This is a genomic window from Rhizobium sp. CFBP 13726 (genome assembly GCF_014841925.1).
Lineage (GTDB): Bacteria > Pseudomonadota > Alphaproteobacteria > Rhizobiales > Rhizobiaceae > Neorhizobium > Neorhizobium soli.
On record NZ_JACYUU010000004.1, the window covers coordinates 141503 to 159525 of the forward strand.

15 protein-coding genes are annotated in these 18023 nt (G+C 59.7%); 8 read left to right on the plus strand and 7 right to left on the minus strand.

The genetic code is table 11. The features are described from left to right. Window positions 1-202: 202 nt before the first annotated feature. The 4 genes from IFT66_RS17490 to IFT66_RS17505 all read right to left on the minus strand — a co-directional run bounded on the left by IFT66_RS17490 (window position 203) and on the right by IFT66_RS17505 (window position 5335). Window positions 203-1816 carry a TolC family protein gene (locus IFT66_RS17490; RefSeq protein ID WP_192078370.1) on the minus strand — a complete coding sequence of 538 codons (1614 nt, stop codon included), beginning with the start codon at window positions 1814-1816 and terminating at the stop codon, window positions 203-205. A gap of 347 nt (window positions 1817-2163) precedes the next feature. Continuing rightward, window positions 2164-2601, minus strand: a complete 438-nt coding sequence (locus IFT66_RS17495; RefSeq protein WP_062459126.1) for a YeeE/YedE family protein — start codon at window positions 2599-2601, stop codon at window positions 2164-2166. Then, complete coding sequence (locus IFT66_RS17500; RefSeq protein WP_192078371.1) at window positions 2601-3029, minus strand: YeeE/YedE family protein; 429 nt, start codon at window positions 3027-3029, stop codon at window positions 2601-2603. The genes IFT66_RS17495 and IFT66_RS17500 overlap by 1 nt, the downstream gene beginning before the upstream one ends. A gap of 287 nt (window positions 3030-3316) precedes the next feature. Further along, the gene (locus tag IFT66_RS17505) at window positions 3317-5335 is read right to left on the minus strand and encodes a bifunctional diguanylate cyclase/phosphodiesterase (RefSeq protein ID WP_249406484.1); all 2019 of its coding nucleotides are present in this window, start codon (window positions 5333-5335) and stop codon (window positions 3317-3319) included. Between the two features lie 1160 nt (window positions 5336-6495). Between IFT66_RS17505 and IFT66_RS17510 the strand changes: the two genes are divergently transcribed. Beyond that, complete coding sequence (locus IFT66_RS17510; protein WP_192078373.1) at window positions 6496-7434, plus strand: 3-hydroxyacyl-CoA dehydrogenase; 939 nt, start codon at window positions 6496-6498, stop codon at window positions 7432-7434. Here IFT66_RS17510 and IFT66_RS17515 read toward each other — a convergent pair. Both IFT66_RS17515 and hisD read right to left on the minus strand, forming a co-directional pair. Further along, window positions 7431-8183, minus strand: a complete 753-nt coding sequence (locus IFT66_RS17515; protein ID WP_092662853.1) for an SDR family NAD(P)-dependent oxidoreductase — start codon at window positions 8181-8183, stop codon at window positions 7431-7433. The genes IFT66_RS17510 and IFT66_RS17515 overlap by 4 nt on opposite strands. After that, a complete protein-coding gene (gene hisD, locus IFT66_RS17520; protein ID WP_192078374.1) occupies window positions 8180-9490 on the minus strand; it encodes a histidinol dehydrogenase in 1311 nt (436 codons plus the stop codon). The genes IFT66_RS17515 and hisD overlap by 4 nt, the downstream gene beginning before the upstream one ends. A gap of 80 nt (window positions 9491-9570) precedes the next feature. On the opposite strand from hisD, the gene IFT66_RS17525 reads away from it, so the two are divergent. The 4 genes from IFT66_RS17525 to IFT66_RS17540 all read left to right on the plus strand — a co-directional run bounded on the left by IFT66_RS17525 (window position 9571) and on the right by IFT66_RS17540 (window position 13693). Next, the gene (locus tag IFT66_RS17525) at window positions 9571-10563 is read left to right on the plus strand and encodes a LacI family DNA-binding transcriptional regulator (protein WP_113111597.1); all 993 of its coding nucleotides are present in this window, start codon (window positions 9571-9573) and stop codon (window positions 10561-10563) included. A 169-nt stretch (window positions 10564-10732) separates the two neighbouring features. Then, a complete protein-coding gene (locus IFT66_RS17530) occupies window positions 10733-11722 on the plus strand; it encodes a TRAP transporter substrate-binding protein (protein WP_192078375.1) in 990 nt (329 codons plus the stop codon). 158 nt (window positions 11723-11880) lie between these two features. Then, the gene (locus IFT66_RS17535; RefSeq protein WP_062459152.1) at window positions 11881-12411 is read left to right on the plus strand and encodes a TRAP transporter small permease; all 531 of its coding nucleotides are present in this window, start codon (window positions 11881-11883) and stop codon (window positions 12409-12411) included. Window position 12412: 1 nt separating this feature from the next. Next, complete coding sequence (locus IFT66_RS17540) at window positions 12413-13693, plus strand: TRAP transporter large permease (protein WP_174197547.1); 1281 nt, start codon at window positions 12413-12415, stop codon at window positions 13691-13693. 46 nt (window positions 13694-13739) lie between these two features. Here IFT66_RS17540 and IFT66_RS17545 read toward each other — a convergent pair whose 3' ends face one another. Then, window positions 13740-14765, minus strand: a complete 1026-nt coding sequence (locus IFT66_RS17545) for a LacI family DNA-binding transcriptional regulator (RefSeq protein ID WP_082476356.1) — start codon at window positions 14763-14765, stop codon at window positions 13740-13742. 183 nt (window positions 14766-14948) lie between these two features. Between IFT66_RS17545 and IFT66_RS17550 the strand changes: the two genes are divergently transcribed. Genes IFT66_RS17550 through IFT66_RS17560 form a run of 3 tightly spaced genes read left to right on the plus strand, consistent with a single transcriptional unit; the run spans window position 14949 to window position 18018 of the window. After that, window positions 14949-16316: an LLM class flavin-dependent oxidoreductase gene (locus tag IFT66_RS17550; protein ID WP_192078376.1), complete on the plus strand. Its 1368-nt coding sequence runs from the start codon at window positions 14949-14951 to the stop codon at window positions 16314-16316. 21 nt (window positions 16317-16337) lie between these two features. Then, window positions 16338-17699 carry an acyclic terpene utilization AtuA family protein gene (locus IFT66_RS17555; RefSeq protein ID WP_197978123.1) on the plus strand — a complete coding sequence of 454 codons (1362 nt, stop codon included), beginning with the start codon at window positions 16338-16340 and terminating at the stop codon, window positions 17697-17699. Window position 17700: 1 nt separating this feature from the next. Beyond that, window positions 17701-18018 (plus strand): DUF4387 domain-containing protein, encoded by a 318-nt coding sequence (locus IFT66_RS17560; protein ID WP_062459166.1) that lies wholly within the window; start codon window positions 17701-17703, stop codon window positions 18016-18018. The last annotated feature ends 5 nt before the right edge of the window (window positions 18019-18023 follow it).

An 18023-nucleotide genomic window follows, 5' to 3' on the forward strand; every position in this document is an offset into this window, starting at 1 on the left:
TGAATACCGAACTGGCTGGTCCGGCAGTGTCTCGATTGCTGTCAATCCTACCAAGAAACTCTGGGATAAGACTTGCTCAATTTTAGAACGTTATCAATTAGCGATAACTAATTCTCGCATCGGACGGTTGATGCAGGGTTAATGCCGGTCAGCGTATTTGCGTTTATGAAAGGCGGACAAAAACGAATTTGACCCCTGCGGGCTAGAGAGCGCCGCGCAAAGCAAGCTCTTCGAACCGGTTTCGCTTGTCCTTAATGTCTGCGCCGATACTGGAGGCTTGAAGCGAAACGGCAAGCGCCTCGCTTAGCTCGGTCTCAACGTCTGCTCCGCGTTCGGCATTCTCTGCGGCAGCTGGTCCTGCCTCTATCGGCAGTGCTTGTCGCGCAGGCATCGTGACCGCCATTTCGATTGGCGTCTCCGACCTGGATGCGCCGCCGTTCAGGACGGTCGCGGCCGTGCCCGGCTTCTTTTCGAGCTTGAAGATGTCCCGCAAGCGCCCCGCTGCGGAGGCACACTCGATATTCAGCTTATGGACATCGAACTGGATGTTGATTGCGTCGAAACGTGCGGCATGTAGCTCCTGATCGGCATTCAAGACATCGAGAAGAGTCCGCGTTCCCAGGTCGAGGAACTGCCTCTGATAAAGATCTCGGGTTTCGCGCATCAGCGTCTGTCGCGAGGCGAGTGTCGTGAGCAAAGCGCGCATTCCAGACAGCTGCGTGCGCGATTCCATCCAGCTCCGCTGCGCGCCTGTCCTGGCATTGGCGATGCCGGCCTCAGCGGACTGAACCGCGAACTGGCCAGCTTCGCTCCGGGCCTTATAAGAGCCGCCGTTGTAAAGCTTGCCGGTCAGTTTCAGACCGATCGTATAGTCCGGGCTGCCTGGTGAATTTCCGAGCAGATCCATGCTGCTACCGCCTTCAAGCGCCAGGGTGGGCAGGACATCGGCCTTGCTGAACCGCAGGTTGGCCTCGGCGGCCGTCTTCTTCGATGCCGCCGCCCGGACGCTCGGCACCGTACCCCAATCGGGCTCTTTGGCAGAGCAGGCATTGGGGAGGTCTGAGGGAATACTCGCTCCGAGATTGATCTTCCCGGACATACCCAACAGCGACGCCATGCTGCCCTGCCAGCGCTCCGACTGAGACCTGATCTCCAGTGCCGTGGTCTGGGCCATCTGCACCCGCGCTTCGGCCTGAAGCTTGTCCGATCTCGTGCTGGCTCCCTGTTCCGTTCGCGCGTTGACGAGCTCGAGGATTTCCTTCGTGTCGCGCACCTGATCGGACGCGACAACCGCCAGACTGCGGTTTCTCAGGGTTTCGAGGGACGCAAGCGCGGTGTCCCTGATCACGTTGTCGACCACGGCAATGAACTCGGCGCGCCGGGTTTCTTCTGTTGCCGTGGCACTGGCGACCTGACTGGAGACTTTCCCGAAGTCGTAGATCATCTGCGACGCCGTCACTGTCGCGGCCGGCTGAAAACCGTTCCCGAATGCGCTGCGCCTGCCGACATCGATCCCGCCCCCGATCGACGGAAAATATCCCGAGCGTGCATCCCGGATCGCCGCGCCTTGCTGGTTGAGTTCGCCCGCCGCCTGCATGATCGATGGCTGATAGTCGACCGCCCGCCGGACGGCCGCCTGCATGGTCAAATTCGTGTTCCGGTCCTTCACTGCGGGCCGAGAGCTCGGGACTGATGCGGTCGCGATACTGTCGACCGATGTCGTCCGCGCCCGCGTCTGCGTCTGCGCGCAAGACGCAACGTTGAAGGCGAGCGGCACAAATATCGCCGTCCGGACAACACGGGAAAGCATGCTCATCGTATCCCCCAAGCCCGCAGGTCCAGACGGACCTGCAAAGACAAACCACCGTCGCTCGACTACTTTCCAAGCCGAAGCATTTCAAGTAATTCTAATATACGTCTGAAGATGGTTAATGACTGCTTAACTGAGATCTCGTCAGTCTCTGGAGCATGATGATTGTGTTGTCGGAGTGGGCGGGAGAAGGCCGCGCCGCGGGCCGGACGAGAGGGCGAAGCTAAACTGGCTTCTGGTAAATGCTATGCTCGACAATGCGGGAGTAAAGAACCCCTTATACTGCCTTCAATGGTTCATGGGATGGTGGTTCGAATGCCATCGAGGTTGCGGAAGTTACCCTCTCCGTCCCATCAGGACCGCGCTGCCACAGTCTGTCGGGACGACACCATGCGATGGACAAACATACCGGCAAGCATGGCCGCGACGAACAGTGCTGCTTCCCAGCGGCCTGTAACGAGAGAGGCGATTGCGGGACCCGGGCATAGACCGACGAGGCCCCAGCCGAGACCAAACAGTGCAGCGCCTGCGACAAGCGGACGGTCGATCATGCGGCTCGTCGGCACATGGAACTGGGTTTCGAAGACCGGTTTGCTGCAACGACGCCGGATCGCATAGGCAATTGATGACGGGATCAGTGCCCCGCCCATCACGAAAGCAAGTGACGGATCCCAGTTACCGGTCACATCGAGGAACGCCAGAACACGGGCAGGATTGACCATGTCGGACACGACAAGGCCAATGCCGAACAGAATTCCGCAGGCGATGGAGACGAGAATGCGCTGGGTCATCATGCCACTCCCATCAAATGTCGGGTGATGAAGACGGTTGCTGCCGCCACGATCATGAACGTTGCCGTCGCGACGATGGACCGGGGCGATAGGCGTGCCAGTCCGCAAACACCGTGGCCGCTGGTGCAGCCGGAACCAAGCCGCGTCCCGAAGCCGACCAGGAGCCCGCCTACCACAAGAAGCCGAGGCGAGGCGGTGATCGCGAACTCTGCGTGCCGTAACAAGGTAAAGGCGGCGGCAGCTCCACCGAGTATGCCAACCAAAAACCCGACCCCGAGCGGACTGATTCCACTGCCTGTCCATCCGACAGCAGATGCGGCCAGACCGGAAATTCCGGCTATCCGACCGTTCAGCAGCAGGTAGATCGCGGCGGAAAGGCCAATCAGAAGGCCGCCGGACAGCGGCCAGATGAAGCTGAGATCAGACATGGGTCGTTTCCTTGGCGCCGACAGCGCGTTGACCGATATCGTCAGATAATGGATGCCGTTGTCTTCGGCCAGGGGGAACTGGCGCGCAGTCCCTACACGCTCAAATGACAACGCAGCAGCAGCGCGGTACTGCTAAACGCGTGATGGCCGTAAGCGCGTCCGAAACGACGCCAAGCAAGTTCCGTTACGATGACGCAGCGGTGGACGCATGCGTTTAAGTCTGCGCGTGGGGTCTTCCTGCCGGGGCATGGCATCAGAATGCAAAGCCCCAGCGTAACCTGTCCCCTTCAGGTTCGAGCCATCCGGGAGACGTATGCTGCAACGTCCTGGCGAGGAAGAGGTCGCGACATCAGAAAGCCCTGAAGATCGTCGCATCCAAGCCGTTCAAGTTCGGCACGCTGCTCGATTGTCTCAACGCCTTCAGCCGTTATCTTCAGCCCTTTCGCTCTGGCCATGCCAATCATCGCAACAACAACGGCCCTGCTGCCGCTTTGGTGCATTTCGCCGATAAACGACCTATCGATTTTGATGCGATCCACCTCGATATTCTGCACGCGCGAGAATGAAGAATACCCGGTTCCAAAGTCGTCTATGGCAAACCGGACGCCTGCTTTTCGCAGCATGGCTATGGTTCGCTTCAGGTCGATTATGTTATCCGCAGTTGCAGTTTCGGTCATCTCGATCTCAAGCCTCTCGGGGCTTACGTTCATGTTTGCGAGGGTCGTCAAAACCCGCAGACTGTAGCCGGGAGAACCAAGCTCAAGCGGCGAAGCGTTGATCGCAATAGAAATGCCGGGAAGATCAGCGAGAGTTCTGCATGCATTGTCCAGCACAAGGGCGCCGATGTCGTTGATCAACCCGATGTCCTCCGCCAGAGGAATGAACTGGTCGGGACTTATGTAGCCCATCGTCGGGTGCTTCCACCGAGCAAGCGCTTCGAGAGAACAAATGCTTCCGTCGGTCGCATTGAAGACTGGTTGATAAAAAGTCTCGAGCTGGGTCCTGGTCTCGACTGCAAAACGGAGATCGCTTTCCAACGCCCTGCGCCTGCGTAGCAGTTCGTCCATATGTTCACCAAACACCGCATGGGTATTCCTGCCGGCTGCTTTGGCATGATAAAGCGCGATATCAGCCTGGCGCGTCAGTTCGATGGGGTCACATGGGCCGGTTGCTAGAGCTGCTCCGACGCTTGCGCCAATGACGACATGCGTCGTTCCGATTTCGAACGGTGCCCGCAGTGACTGCACAATTTTCGATGCGAGATCTTCAGCATTCCTGGCATCATTTTCTCCCAGCAGAATGGTGAATTCGTCGCCTCCCACCCGCGCCAGAAGAGATTGCGGCAGGAGATCGCGCATCCGGTTTGCTGCCAAGCAGATCAGCTTGTCGCCAACCGGGTGACCGAACGTATCGTTCACAGCCTTGAAGCGATCAAGATCAACGAACAACACACAGTGGAGGGCGTCGGCGTGTCCGTTCGATAGTTGACGATTGAGTTGCTCGTTGAAGTAAGCGCGGTTTGCAAGCCCGGTCAGGGCATCGTGGGAGGCTTGATGTTTCAGTTCTGCGCGGCTCGCAGCCAGCCGCTCGGAGCGGCGCCAGATTGCACCTCCAGAAAAACTGGTCCCAGCGAAAAGTGCAATAAACGCGATAAAAAGGGCCGGGGCAGTGGCTTCGAATACATATTGCCCGGGTTGGAATGGGTTCCAACGGAAGTATCCGAAGACTTGCCCGTCTCGTGCGACCAAGGGTACGTACGCAACATTCCGTTCCCGAGGTCGCTTGGAGGTGAACTCCAGTTTGGCGAACTCATATTCGGTACCGATGGCCAGAGGAAGATCGCCGTCGAGAAAGCGTATGCTCACATGCAGCATTTCCTCGCCAGGCGTCTGTTCCAGATCACCGGTGTCCGAAACGATTGGCTTTATGCTGACAATTGCAGGTCGAAATCCGACATAGCTCAGATCAGCTTCGCCAATCGAAAGCGTCCGTTCGCTGATACCCTCGGTATCTTCGGCAAGTAGACGCGCCTGAAGCTTTTTAGCGAGCGGCAAGTAGGCGTTGCGGAGATCATCTGGGGTAGGGGAATAGTCTGTCTCGGATGAAAACAGATATTGCACAGAGAGGTCCGGTCGAAGGACCAAAGCGCCATCATGCCCAAAATAGCTGTGCATCCATGAACCGAGGTTCGTCTCGATCCATTTCAGGTCGCCACTGATTGCATGCCTCACGGCGTCGTCCCAGACAGTTGCGCTTTCCTGGTCATGCGCAATGCCAGCCGTCAGTTTCGCGACCGTAAGTTTCATGAGATCGCGCTGCCTTGCCGCGGCCACCTCATCGCTTGTAGCAGCCGCCCAACTCAAACTCAGTAAAAGCAGACCACAGACGACCAAAGAAACGAGAGCCGGCAGGCACCATCGTAGAAACCACTGACTCTGAAACTGTATCTTCATCCCGCAACCGTCATCTCTTATTTTACGTGATGGTAAAACAGAGGCTATTAAAGCACGGGTAAGTAAGGTAGTTACGTCTGGGTTAAATGGCGAAACAGCGGCACGACTTCCTCAGGCATCCTCCTAGCACGAGTGCGAAGAGCGGCTGAGGGATAAGCCTTATCGCAGGCATTCTCCAGACAAATCCGCTGGGTTAACTGGCATGCGCGAACTGCCTACCACCCTTTGCCTGGACAACACCGATCAACCATTCACGCGCGGCCCGACGCCGTTTGGCGGGCTTCCAATCGGAATTTACCGCCACACAAACTGCGTCCAACACAGTGGTCGCGCGCTATTGGAACTTCTGGTCGTGTGAAATTGCGGGAGCTGGTATTCAGTCACCATTCAGGCCCGATGACTAGTTTGACCTCCAACTTAACAATGGGAGGCATGGACTCATGCTCGCTACGCGATGCAAAAGTGTCTTCGATGACTTCTCAGTCCGCGAAGAACAGGATGGAAACCTTGTAGTCGATAAGGAGCAACTTCTGTTGGCTTTCCATCAGGGAACCCTCGCCGCGAAGGCAAACCGCGATGTCGGCCACTGTCCTTTCAGCGCACTGACACAACCGTCCGAATTCCTCGCGTGGTTGGAAGGCTTTCAATGCTGTTCGGCGTCACGCTAGCGAATTCGTCGGAGCGGTCCTCCGGCATCGCATCTCTGCATGAGCTGGGCTGTCCAGATTCTCTGTTTACGGCGAGACAGGCTCTTCGCCGTCGAGGACGCACTAGCACCGAGATTGCAGAAGTAACCCCCGGGCGGTGACGCTGCTTCGGGATATCAGTCCAGGAGCAACCGCCTGCCTCGTCCACTTCCAAAAGCCGATACGACGACGGTGGGACACCTTCTTTCGTGAAAGATTTTCACTGGCATGATCGACGATTGACCCTCTGGCTGCTTTGCTGCTTGCTCACACAGCCAGCGTGGAGGCGCTGCCTTTGACTGCAGCTCACAAGGGGAGATCCAGGACATGAATGCGATCAGGAACGTTGCCATCGTCGGCGCAGGTCTGGTGGGGCAGGGCTGGGCGATTGTCTTCGCGCGAGCCGGCATGGACGTCACCGTTTATGATGCCCGCGAAAACGCCGAGGCTGTCATCGGCGCGCAGATCGACAAGGCCGTCGGCGATCTTGCGGCCGGGGGGCTTTGCGGCGACGTGTCTTTGGTCCTGTCGCGCATCCGTTTTGCGCGGAGCCTCAGCGAGGCTGTGTCGGGCTGCGACTACGTACAGGAGTCGGCGTTCGAGCGGATCGATGTGAAGCGCGAGGTCAGTCTTGCGATCGATGCGGTGCTTCCCGCCCATGCCATCGTCGGCAGTTCCACCTCAGGATTTCCCGGGTCGGCGTTCTATGAGGAGTGTGGCAACCGGGAGCGGTTGATGGTGGTGCATCCCGTCAATCCTCCGCATCTCGTGCCGCTGGTCGAAATCGTCCCGACGCCCTGGACTGCGCCACAGGCAGCGAGCCGTGTCCGGCGCCTGATGGAGGATGTGGGGCAGTCAGCCGTGTCGCTGTCGCGCGAAATTCCCGGCTTCGTGCTGAACAGGTTGCAGGGCGCCCTGCTGGACGAAGCGTTTGCACTGTTTGCGGAAGGCTATGCTACGGCCGAAGACATCGATCGCACGGTGCGCGACGGGCTTGGGTTGCGCTGGTCGTTCATGGGACCGTTCGAGACCATCGATCTCAACGCGCCGAAGGGGCTTGCAGATTATGCCGAACGGCTCGGGCCGATGTATGCCGGATTTGCCGATCAGCGCAGGGTAGACCGAGGCTGGGCGCCGGATGCGGTGACACGGGCGGATGCGGAGCGTCGCGAACTGCTCGCAGAGCAGGATCTCGATGCCAGACGCTCCTGGCGCGATGAAATGCTGATGCGGATCGTCCGGGCGAAGCAGGCGGTGGCGGACTAGTCCGCCGTCCAGCCGCCGTCGATCATCAACGCCGAGCCGGTCATCAGGGACGACGCGTCGGATGCAAGGAAAATGGCGGCGCCGACGACGTCAGCCGGCTGTCCCAGGCGACCTAGCTTGATCTTGGACAGCGTCTCGCGGCGAAACTCCTCATCCTCGAAATACGAGGCGGTCATCGGTGTCTCGATAAAGGTGGGGCAAAGGGTATTGATGCGGATGCCGGCAGGTCCAAGTTCGACCGCCAACGCCTTGGTAAAACCTTCAATCGCAAACTTCGAGCCGCAATAGAGCGTCCTGTTGGCCGCGCCGACATGGCCCATCTGCGAGGACATGTTGATGACGGTGCCCCGCCTACCGTGCTTCAGCATCACGGCCGTCACGGCCTGGGCTGCAAAAATTGCAGCCTTCGTGTTCAGGCCGAAGACGGCATCGTAGTCGTCTTCAGTGATCTCGGTCAGCGGCTTGGGGCGATTGGTGCCGGCATTGTTGACAAAGATATCGAACGGCGCTTGCGCTTCGACATGTCGGCGGAAGCCGGCAATGTCGGTGACATCGCACACAAGCGGCCGCGCCCTCCAGCCGCGCGTAGACATCAAAGAGCAGGCCTCCTCGATCTCCGTCCGCGAGCGCGCGCAAAGCGTTACCTCGGCACCCGCCTCGGCAAGGCCTTCGGCGACCGCGCGTCCAATGCCACGGCTGGCGCCGGTGACGAGCGCCCGCTTTCCGGCAAGATTGAAAAGGCCGCTCATTCGGCTGCTTCGCCATAGGCGACGTCGCGGTTGCCATAGCGTCTCACCCGCAAGTTCGCCTGTTCGGCATGGCCGACGAAACCCTCGAGCATGCTCAGCCTCGAGCAATAGGCGCCGATCTCAGCCGCCGCTTTGTCCGTTGTGACGCGCTGGTAGGAATGCGTCTTGAGAAACTTGCCGACCCAGAGACCGCCGGTATAACGCCCCGCCTTTTTCGTCGGCAAAGTATGGTTGGTGCCGATGACCTTGTCGCCATTGGCAACGTTGGTGCGTGGGCCGAGGAAGAGCGCACCGTAGGAATGCATGTTTTCGAGAAACCAGTCGTCCCGGTCTGTCATAACCTGCACGTGCTCGGAGGCGATCTCGTTGGCGACGTTGAGAATCTCCTCGTAGGTGTCGCAGACGATGATCTCGCCGTACTCGCGCCAGGATACGGAAGCGGTTTCGGCAGTTGGCAGGATTCCGAGAATTCGATCGATTTCAGCGATCGTCGCTTTCGCCAGCGTCTCCGAATTGGTCACGAGAACCGCCGGGGAATTGTAGCCATGTTCGGCTTGCCCCAGAAGGTCTGTGGCGCACATTTCCGCGTCCACAGTCTCGTCCGCAATGACCATTGTTTCGGTCGGGCCGGCAAAGAGATCTATTCCGACGCGCCCGTAGAGCTGGCGCTTAGCTTCCGCAACAAACGCGTTGCCGGGACCGACAAGCATGTCGACCGGGCGAATGGTCTCGGTCCCGAGCGCCATCGCGCCGATCGCCTGAATGCCGCCGAGGACATAAATTTCATGGGCCCCGCCGAGATGCATTGCAGCGACGATGGCGGGGTGGGGTTCGCCTTTTTGGGCCGGAGCCGCTGCTGCGATGCGGGGAACGCCCGCCACCGAGGCCGTGAGGACAGACATATGCGCCGACGCGACCATCGGGTACTTGCCGCCTGGAACATAGCAACCGACCGACTGGACAGGAATATTGCGGTGGCCGAGGAAGACCCCCGGCATTGTCTCGATTTCGATATCGGTCATCGACGCTCTTTGGGCTTCGGCGAATTTGCGGATCTGAGTCTGGGCAAACCTGATGTCGTCCATGTCGCGAGCCGACACCTTGTTGATTGCCGCCTCGATCTCGGACGTGGTCAGTCTAAACGAGGCCGGAGAGAAGTTGTCGAATTTCGCCGACAGGTCGCGTACTGCGGCGTCGCCTCGGGTTTCGATGTCCTTGAGCGTCGCTTCGACAAGCGTCCTGACTTTGGCGTCATCTTCGGCGCGTTCGGCGGCCGCCTTCCCCTGTTTCATATAGCGAATTGACATGTCTCACCTCCCTTTTGACATCGAGCGTAATGTGCTAGCGACGCTGAATGCAAGTTTTCATCATTGCGTGAAAAAATTTCATGGAGTCTGTTTTGAAGCCGACAGCCAAGCAGGTCGCTCATGAAGCGGGCGTTTCCATCGCCGCGGTATCACGCGCGTTTTCGCCGGGATCGTCCATCGATCCGTTGAAAAGACAGCGTATCCTTCAGGTCGCAGCGCAGTTGGGTTATAGCAGTCCGGCGCGCCGTACTGCCGAGGTGATCTCCGCCGGTACAGTGACGTTGGTGGCAGGCGATCTCGCCAACCCGTTCTATCCACTCGTTCTCGACACGCTCGCAAAAGCACTGCAGGCGGTCGGGAGACAATTGCTCGTCTATGCCATCCCGCCGCAGGCGGACATGGACCAGCTGACGCCGCAGATCCTTGCCGCTCGCCCCAGCGCACTTGTCGTGACCTCCGCAAGCCTGACGTCTGGAATGGCCAACGCCTGCCGGCAGCATGGCATCCGGGTGGTGCTGCTCAACCGGATCCAGCGCAATGTCCGCGTAAATGCGGTCGCGTGCGACAATCACGCAGGCGGTCGTGATGCGGCACTGTTTCTGCTCGGCAGGGGGCGCCGACGGATAGGCTTCATCGGCGGGATCTCCAACACGTCTACCCACCGTGACCGGGCGGAAGGCTTTTCCGAAGCATTACGCGAGAGCGGGCATTCCGTGCTTGCCGAGGGAAACGGGGAGTTCACCTACCGAGGCAGCTACGGCGCAGTGCTATCACTGCTGACAGCAAAAAACCGTCCAGATGCGCTGTTCTGCTGCAACGACATCATGGCCCTCGCCGCCATAGATGCTGCCCGCGAACTTGGACTGTCCGCGCCTGAGGATCTTTCGATCGTTGGATTTGACGACATTCCCATGGCCGGTTGGAGATCCTATCGTCTGACGACGATCCGGCAGCCGATTACCCGCATGATCTCCGAGGTCGTGGGCCTGATACAGGCCAGCAAGACCGTTCCACTCGACGAGACGACGACCAGCATCCTGCCTGGCAAATTGATCGTGCGCGGCAGTGCCTGAAGACGATCCTGCACGACCAGAGAAGAAGGATATTTCGGGCGTCGGCAGAAAAAAACTTGACGGGACGGGCAAATTTGCGAAAGTTAGTGCACACGTTTGCGCATCTGCAGCGGCGATAAGGAGGTCGCGGCTGAGTCACCGGATGCAAGCTTTGACCGGGAGGGATAAGATGAAGCTCAAGACACTTGCTGTCGTTCTGGCAGCTCTTGTGATGGGAACGGGACAGGGTTTCGCCGCCGAGCGGGCCCTTCGCGTCGCCACCAGCGTTCCGCACAATCACTACCTCACCAACGTCATCAAGGAGTTCGCAGACAACGTGTCGAAGCGGACAAACGGCGAAATTACCTTCGAATTCTATGACTCGGGTTCACTCGTCAGCGACCAGCACATGGACGAGGCGGTTGCAAACGGCACAATCGATATCGGCATCGCCTCTGCATCCATCCTTGCCGGCACCGTGCCCGCTCTCAACGTGTTCGCCGTGCCATTCTTTTTCGATACGCGCGAAAAGCTCGATCGCGCCGTGCTGCCCGGAACCCCGATCAGAACCATACTCGACAAGAGGATCAACCAGACCGGGTCGCGCGCGATGTTCTGGATCCCTTATGGCTTCATCACGATGATCACCCGCGACAAGGAAGTTCATGTCCCTGCGGATATGCGCAACCTGAAGATCAGAACGTTCGGCTCTACCGTCAGCGAATTCGTCGAGGCCGTGGGAGCCGCTCCGGTCGTCACCAGCGGTAGCGAACAGTTCCTGGCGCTTCAGCGCGGTATCGTCGATGGCGGGCTGACGGGATGGCCGTCGGTCGAGGAGCGCCGCCTCTTCGAGGTTTCGCGCTACATCATCGCGACGGACCACATGTATGAGACGCATTTCGCCCTGATGAGCGAAAAAGCGCTCGAAAAGATGCCGACCGAACTTCGTGCGATCTTCCAGGAGGAGGCCGCGAAACTCGAGACGGTGCTCATGGATCGCATCTTCGATGCCACCAAGCATACGCGCGAGGTTCTCGCCAAGAAGATGGAGATCATCGATCTCACGCCGGATGAAATCGTCCGGTGGAAAGAGGAAACGGCACCTGTCGCAAAGTCGTTCTACGACAACGGAAACGACCTTGCGAAATCTGTTTTCGACGAAGCGCAAAAGCTTCAGTAGCGGCAATTGGCTAGCCGCGCCGCCTCGCACAGAGTCGGCACAATGTAAAAGCACGACACCAAAAACAAGGGCGGGGCGCAGTGCCACCGTCGCGGCGAAACGCGCATTCGCGCAGCGTCTGAGAGGGTCAGACGCAAACGTCTGGGAGGAACGGCACCATGCCCCCGCAAGAAAAGAAATGGGTCGGCACAATCGAGTCGACCATCATGAGGATCGGTGAATACAGTTCATGGATCTACCTCTTCATCGGCATCATCGTCGCCTATGAAGTGGCGTCGCGATACTTCTTCAACAGTCCGACGGACTGGGTCGAGGAGACCTCACGTCTCGGCATGGTCTGGGCAACATTCCTGCTGTTTCCAGCCTGCATGGGGCGCCGGCAGTTGATCTCGATCACGCTTTTCTCCGATGCGGTCGGCGAACGCGCCAAGGTCGTTCTCGAAGGCATAAGCTTTGCGATCATCGCGCTCGCCTGTGCCGTCGTCTCCTTCGAGGCGCTTGTTGCCGCAATCGACGCGGCGACAGTCGGCCGCGCTACGGCGAGTGTCCTGCGCATCCCCTATTGGCTCTTCTACCTGCCGGTCGCGATCGGGTTCTTTCTTTTCTTCGTCCAGGCTGCGCTGGAACTGATCCTGCTTGTTGCGACGGGGCAGCGACGCAAGCTCGAACTCGCGCACGAGGAGATCTGATATGGAAAGCGTTATCGTACTAGTCGCGCTCTTCGTCTTTCTGTTTGCGGGCATACCGGTCGGTATCGCGCTTTCGACGACGGGTATCGTTCTTCTCCTGATGAAGGACGTGCCGCTCGCCAGCGTGTCGATGGAATTCCTCGGCTCGGTCAACAATTTCATCCTGCTGGCGGTGCCGGTGTTTCTTTTGACGTCGAATATCCTGCTGAAGGCGGGGGTCGCGAAAGACCTGTTCGATGCGGTTCAGCGATGGGTCGGCGGCGTGCGCGGCGGTGTCGCGATCGCAACGATCATCTCCTGCGGCATCTTTGCCGCGATCTCGGGCTCTTCCGTGGCCGTTGCGGCCATGATCGGCACCGTGGCAATTCCCGAGATGACCAAGCGCGGCTATGATCGTCGCTTTGTCATGGGAACGCTCGCCGCTGGCGCAACGCTTGGCATCCTCATCCCGCCGTCCATTCCGCTGATCATCTATTCGGCGGTCGCGGAGCAGTCCACCGCCTCGATGTTCCTTGCCGGCGTCGGGCCCGGGCTGTTCCTGATCGTGCTGTTCCTGATCTACTGCATCGTCAAGTCGTTCATGGGGGCGGCACCGAAGGCGGAAAAAGGTGAATCCGGACCGGGTGGTCGGATGGCTGCAAGCTTTCGCGCCCTGCCGACCATGGTCATTGCGCTGACGATGATCGTCGGGATCTATGCAGGCGTCTTCACGCCGACGGAGTCGGCAGCTGTGGGCCTCGTCATGACCCTGATCTACGTGTTCGGCATACGCCGCGGCGTGTCTTTTGCAGATTTTCGGGGGGCGGTGTTCGGCGCGGGTCTTACCACGGCGAACCTGCTGCTGATCATTGCCGGGGCAAACGTATTCGGCAAGGCAATTATGCTTTACCGCATTCCCTACGAAATCTCCCAGTGGATCGCCGTTAATATCGAGACGGCTGGCATGTTCATGCTGGCGGTCACCGCGGTGTTGCTCTTGCTCGGCCTGTTCCTGGAGGGGATCGCGATGATCCTGATCGTCCTTCCGGTTCTCCTCCCGTCGCTCGGCGTGCACGGAATCGATCCGATCTGGTTCGGCATCTACTTCGTGCTGATGATCGAGATCGCGCTCATTACGCCGCCGGTGGGTATGAACCTCTTCGTGATACAATCGGTGGCGAAATCGAGTTTGAAGGAGGTGATGTACGGGGCTCTGCCATACGTCGTCATCATGCTGTTCGCCGTGCTTGCCATCTACTTCTTCCCGGCAATCGTGATGTATATTCCGAAAGCGGGGGGATAGGCTGCACGGATTTTGGATCGAGGAAGGGCGCTTTTTGCGCCCTTTTTCATGCCCGGCCGGTGGAGCCGCGAACAATCAGCTTGCCGCGCATGGCGATCAGTTCGTCCGGCAGGCTCGGATCGACCGTGCGCGCCCGCAGCAGTTCAAAGGCCCGCTGGATCATCAGGGGCAGGGGCTGCTGGATTGTCGTGAGGTCGTAGATCGGCCGGGCGGACGCCGCAACGCCATCGAAGCCTGCAACCAGGATGTCGCCGGGCACATCGATCGACGCCAGGCGCAGTGCGTCGAGGACGCCCATGGCCATGATGTCGCTCAACGCGAAGATCGCATCCGGGCGCTCCGCCGAGGGGATCGCCGCGATCTCGCGACCGGCCTCGAAACCGCCGTCGTAATTGGAGTGGCCGTCGATTCGAAGCGAGAGTGCCAGACCGGCCTGTTCCAGTTCGGCGACAAATCCTTCCTCGCGTTCGCGAGACGTCGAACTGGTGGAGGAGGTGTAGATCAGTCCGAAACGACGGCATCCTCGCAACATCAGAAGTTTCGCCATCTCAGCACCGCCGGCACGATTGTCGCAGGTGACGAAGCATCCGTGCGAAAGTGCGACGCGGTTGACCATCACGAGCGGGACGTTGTTCTGGGCGCAGATGTCGGCGGCCTTCGAGGACAGGATCGCCGACGAGATGATGCAGCCATCGACCTGGTACTGAATCAGCGCCTGCGCAGTGGTATCCTCGATAGGCCCGCCGCCAGCGTGAATGATGAGGAGGCGAAAGCCGAGCTTCTCCGCTTGTCGCGTCGCTTCGTGCAACAGCTCCGTATAGAACGGGTTTTCAGCCGGTCCGAGGACAAGTCCGTACAGACCGCTCTTTCCCGAAGACAGGGTGCGCGCCAGAACGTTCGGCATGTAGCCGTGTTCTTTCGCAAGCCCGATGATCAGGTCCCGCATTTTTTGGGAAATCCGCGTGTCGCCTTTGAGCGCGCGGGTCACCGTCGATGGCGCGACTCCTGCCAGTGCTGACAGGGTGACGACCGTCGCTCGGCGCGGTGTGGAAGGCGGCAGTGTTGAGTTCATACCGATTCATAACAAAACAGCTGCGCCCTGTCGCGTCACTCCGCATCCGCACCGATGCGAAAAAGAGGGGCTGCATGACAAAATATTCGCTCCCAACTTGACATCTCCTCCAGAAAGCGATTGGATCGGAGTGCGCAAACGTTTGCGCACATATTTGCGATTGACGATGACACGGGAGGAACGATGTCTACTTCAAAACGCCAGATGAAAATGGTGGGCTTCCTGCAGGCGCAGAACTGCTCGATTGCGCCCGGCTCATGGCGGCATCCTGCCGGCGCCACCGATTTTCTGTCCGCCGAATATTTCCAGCGCATCGGACGCATCCTCGAGGACGGCAAGTTCCATCTCGCCTTTTTCGACGACCGTCTGGCCATGCCCGACATCTACGGTGACGATCACCAGGAAGCGGTCGAGAACGGTGTTCGCGTCGTCAAGATGGATCCGGTCTCGATCATCACGGCGATCGGCATGGCAACCAGCCATATCGGCCTCGGCATTACCTATTCGACCACCTATTACGAGCCCTTTCATGTGGCACGTCTGTTCGCAACGCTCGACCTGATGACCAAGGGTCGTGCTGCGTGGAACGTCGTGACCTCGCTCAACAATTCCGAGGCGGCCAACTTCGGCCGCGTCGAGCATCTTGCGCATGACCTGCGCTACGAGCGGGCCGACGAATTCCTGGACGTGGTGACAGGGCTCTGGAACAGCTGGGAGCCCGATGCGCTGATCGTCGACAAGGGGACCGGCCAGTTCGCCGATCCGAAGAAGGTCCATCGGCTCGATCACAAGGGCAAGTATTTCAGCTCGAAGGGTCCGCTGCCGGTGCCGCCGTCGGCGCAGGGGCGCCCGGTGTTGATCCAGGCAGGCCAGAGCGGCCGCGGTCGCGAGTTCGCGGGCAAGTGGGGCGATCTGATCTTCGTTGTCTACCCGACGCTTGAGGCAGGGCAGAAACAGTATGCCGCTGTCAAACAGGAGGTCGCTGCCGCCGGTCGCAATCCCGACGATGTGGCGATCTGCCCGGCCTGCTACGTCTGCGTCGGCGAGAGCCAGGAAATTGCCGAGGAGAAGCGCGAGTACATCCGTGCGCTCGCCAAGCCGATCGATGCCGTCGTGCTGTTGTCGGAAGCGCTCAACTTCGATTTCGCCAGCAAGCCGATGGACAGCGAATTCACCGACGAGGAGCTGAAGAAGCTGTCATGGTCGGGCTTCAAGGAGCGCGTCATCTCCCTGAGCGGCAAACCCAATCCGACCGTGCGTGACTTCGTGCACTATTCGGGCCGCGGCACGATCGGCGAGTTTCCGATCTTCTGCGGGACGCCGACCATGGTCGCCGACCAGATGGAAGAATGGTTCACATCAGGAGCCTGTGACGGTTTCGTGCTGGCGGCCACCCATACACCGGGCGCCTACGAGGACTTCGTCCGCTACGTGGTGCCGGAGCTCCAGCGTCGCGGCGTCTATCAGAAGGACTATGCCGGCACGACGCTGCGCGAAAACCTCGGCATTCCCATGCCGGTCCATCCCGCCCAGCGCCAGGCTGCGGAATAAGCGAGCAGTCGGAGAAGAGTGATGAAAGAATTCAGAATGCTCTCGACGAGCGGCATCCTCGGCTACGGTTATGCCGAGGAATCGCTCAAGATCGGAATGTCCTGGGAGCCGCATGTCATCGGTTGCGATGGCGGCAGTACCGATCCCGGGCCCTACTATCTCGGTGCCGGAACGTCCTTCTGCTCGCGCCTTTCGGTCAAGCGTGACCTGCGGCTGATGCTGCAGGCCAGCATTGCGGCCGGTATTCCCTGCATCATCGGCACGTCCGGTGGGGCAGGGGGCGAGCCGCATCTTCAGGATACGGCAGCACTGGTGCGGGAAATTGCGCGGGAGGAGGGGCTGTCGTTCAAGATGGCGCTGATCCATTCCGAGCAAAGCAAGGGCGACCTCGCCGGCTGGGCCGAGAAGGGCCTCACGAAACCGCTTGCAAAGATGAAGCCGCTCGACCGGCAGATGATCGACAACTCTACCCGCGTCGTCGGCATGATGGGGCCGGAGCCGTTTGCAAAGGCACTCGACGAAGGCGCGCAGGTCATTCTTGCCGGTCGAAGCAGCGATCCGGCGCAGTGGGCGGCACCCGCCATCCGGGCCGGCATGGCGCCTGCACCGTCGTGGTATGCGGGCAAGATGCTGGAATGCGGCGCCGAGCCGACCGTGCCCAAGGAGCCGGACTGCATCTTCCTTCGCGTTCGCGACGACCATGTCGTCTGCGAGCCGCCGAACCCGATCCGGCGCTCGACGCCGTTGGCCGTCGCGAATTTCGCGCTGCATGAAAATTCGAGCCCGATCCACCACGTCGAGCCCGGTGGTCTGCTGGATACGACCGATTGCCGGTTCGAGGCGATCAGCGATCGTGCCGTCAAGATCGACGGCATGACCTGGACGCCGGCCGATCGCTACACGATCAAGCTCGAAGGCGTCGAGATGGCCGGTTACCGGTCCATCGCGATCTGCGGCACGCGCGATCCGATCCTGATCTCTCAGATCGACGACTATCTCGCCACCCACCGCGAGAAGGTTGCTGTGAAGGCCGAATCCTTCGGCGTTCCACGCGACGATTACCGGATGATCATCCACTGCTACGGCAAGGACGGTGTGATGGGCGGCTGGGAGCCGGTCAAGCAGATCACCAGCCACGAACTCGGCTTCGTGATCGAGGTTGTCGCCAAGACCGCGGATATCGCCAATGCGGTCATCGCCATGGCGCGCACCTCGATGCTGCATGCGGATTTCCCCGGACGTCTGTGCAAGGAAGGCAACATGGCGTTCCCGTTCAGTCCATCGGATATCGACATGGGCCCGATGTATCGCTTCAGCATCTTCCATACGGTCGAAGTCAGCGATCCCTGCGCCCTGTTCCCCATCGAATACGAGAAGGTGTGACATGGCCCTCATCAGAGACATCGCCCAGATCTGCAAGAGCAAGAATGCCGGTCCTTTCAACGTCACGATCGACGTCCTGTTCGAGGATCACGACCTCTACCGCCGCGTGAAGGCGACGGGAACGCTCAATGCGGCCCTTTTCTCCAGGCTCTACGGCGTCAAGGAAGAAGACGTGCTGTTTACGCCCTACGATACCGCCGCTGCGTTCAAGGCGACGTTCCCGCGAGCGATCCCCGCCGGCGATATCGGCGATACCGACGTGTACGGTGCGCAGCAGCACGCCCCCCTGCTGGATGTCGATATCCCGCTCGAAAACTAACCACG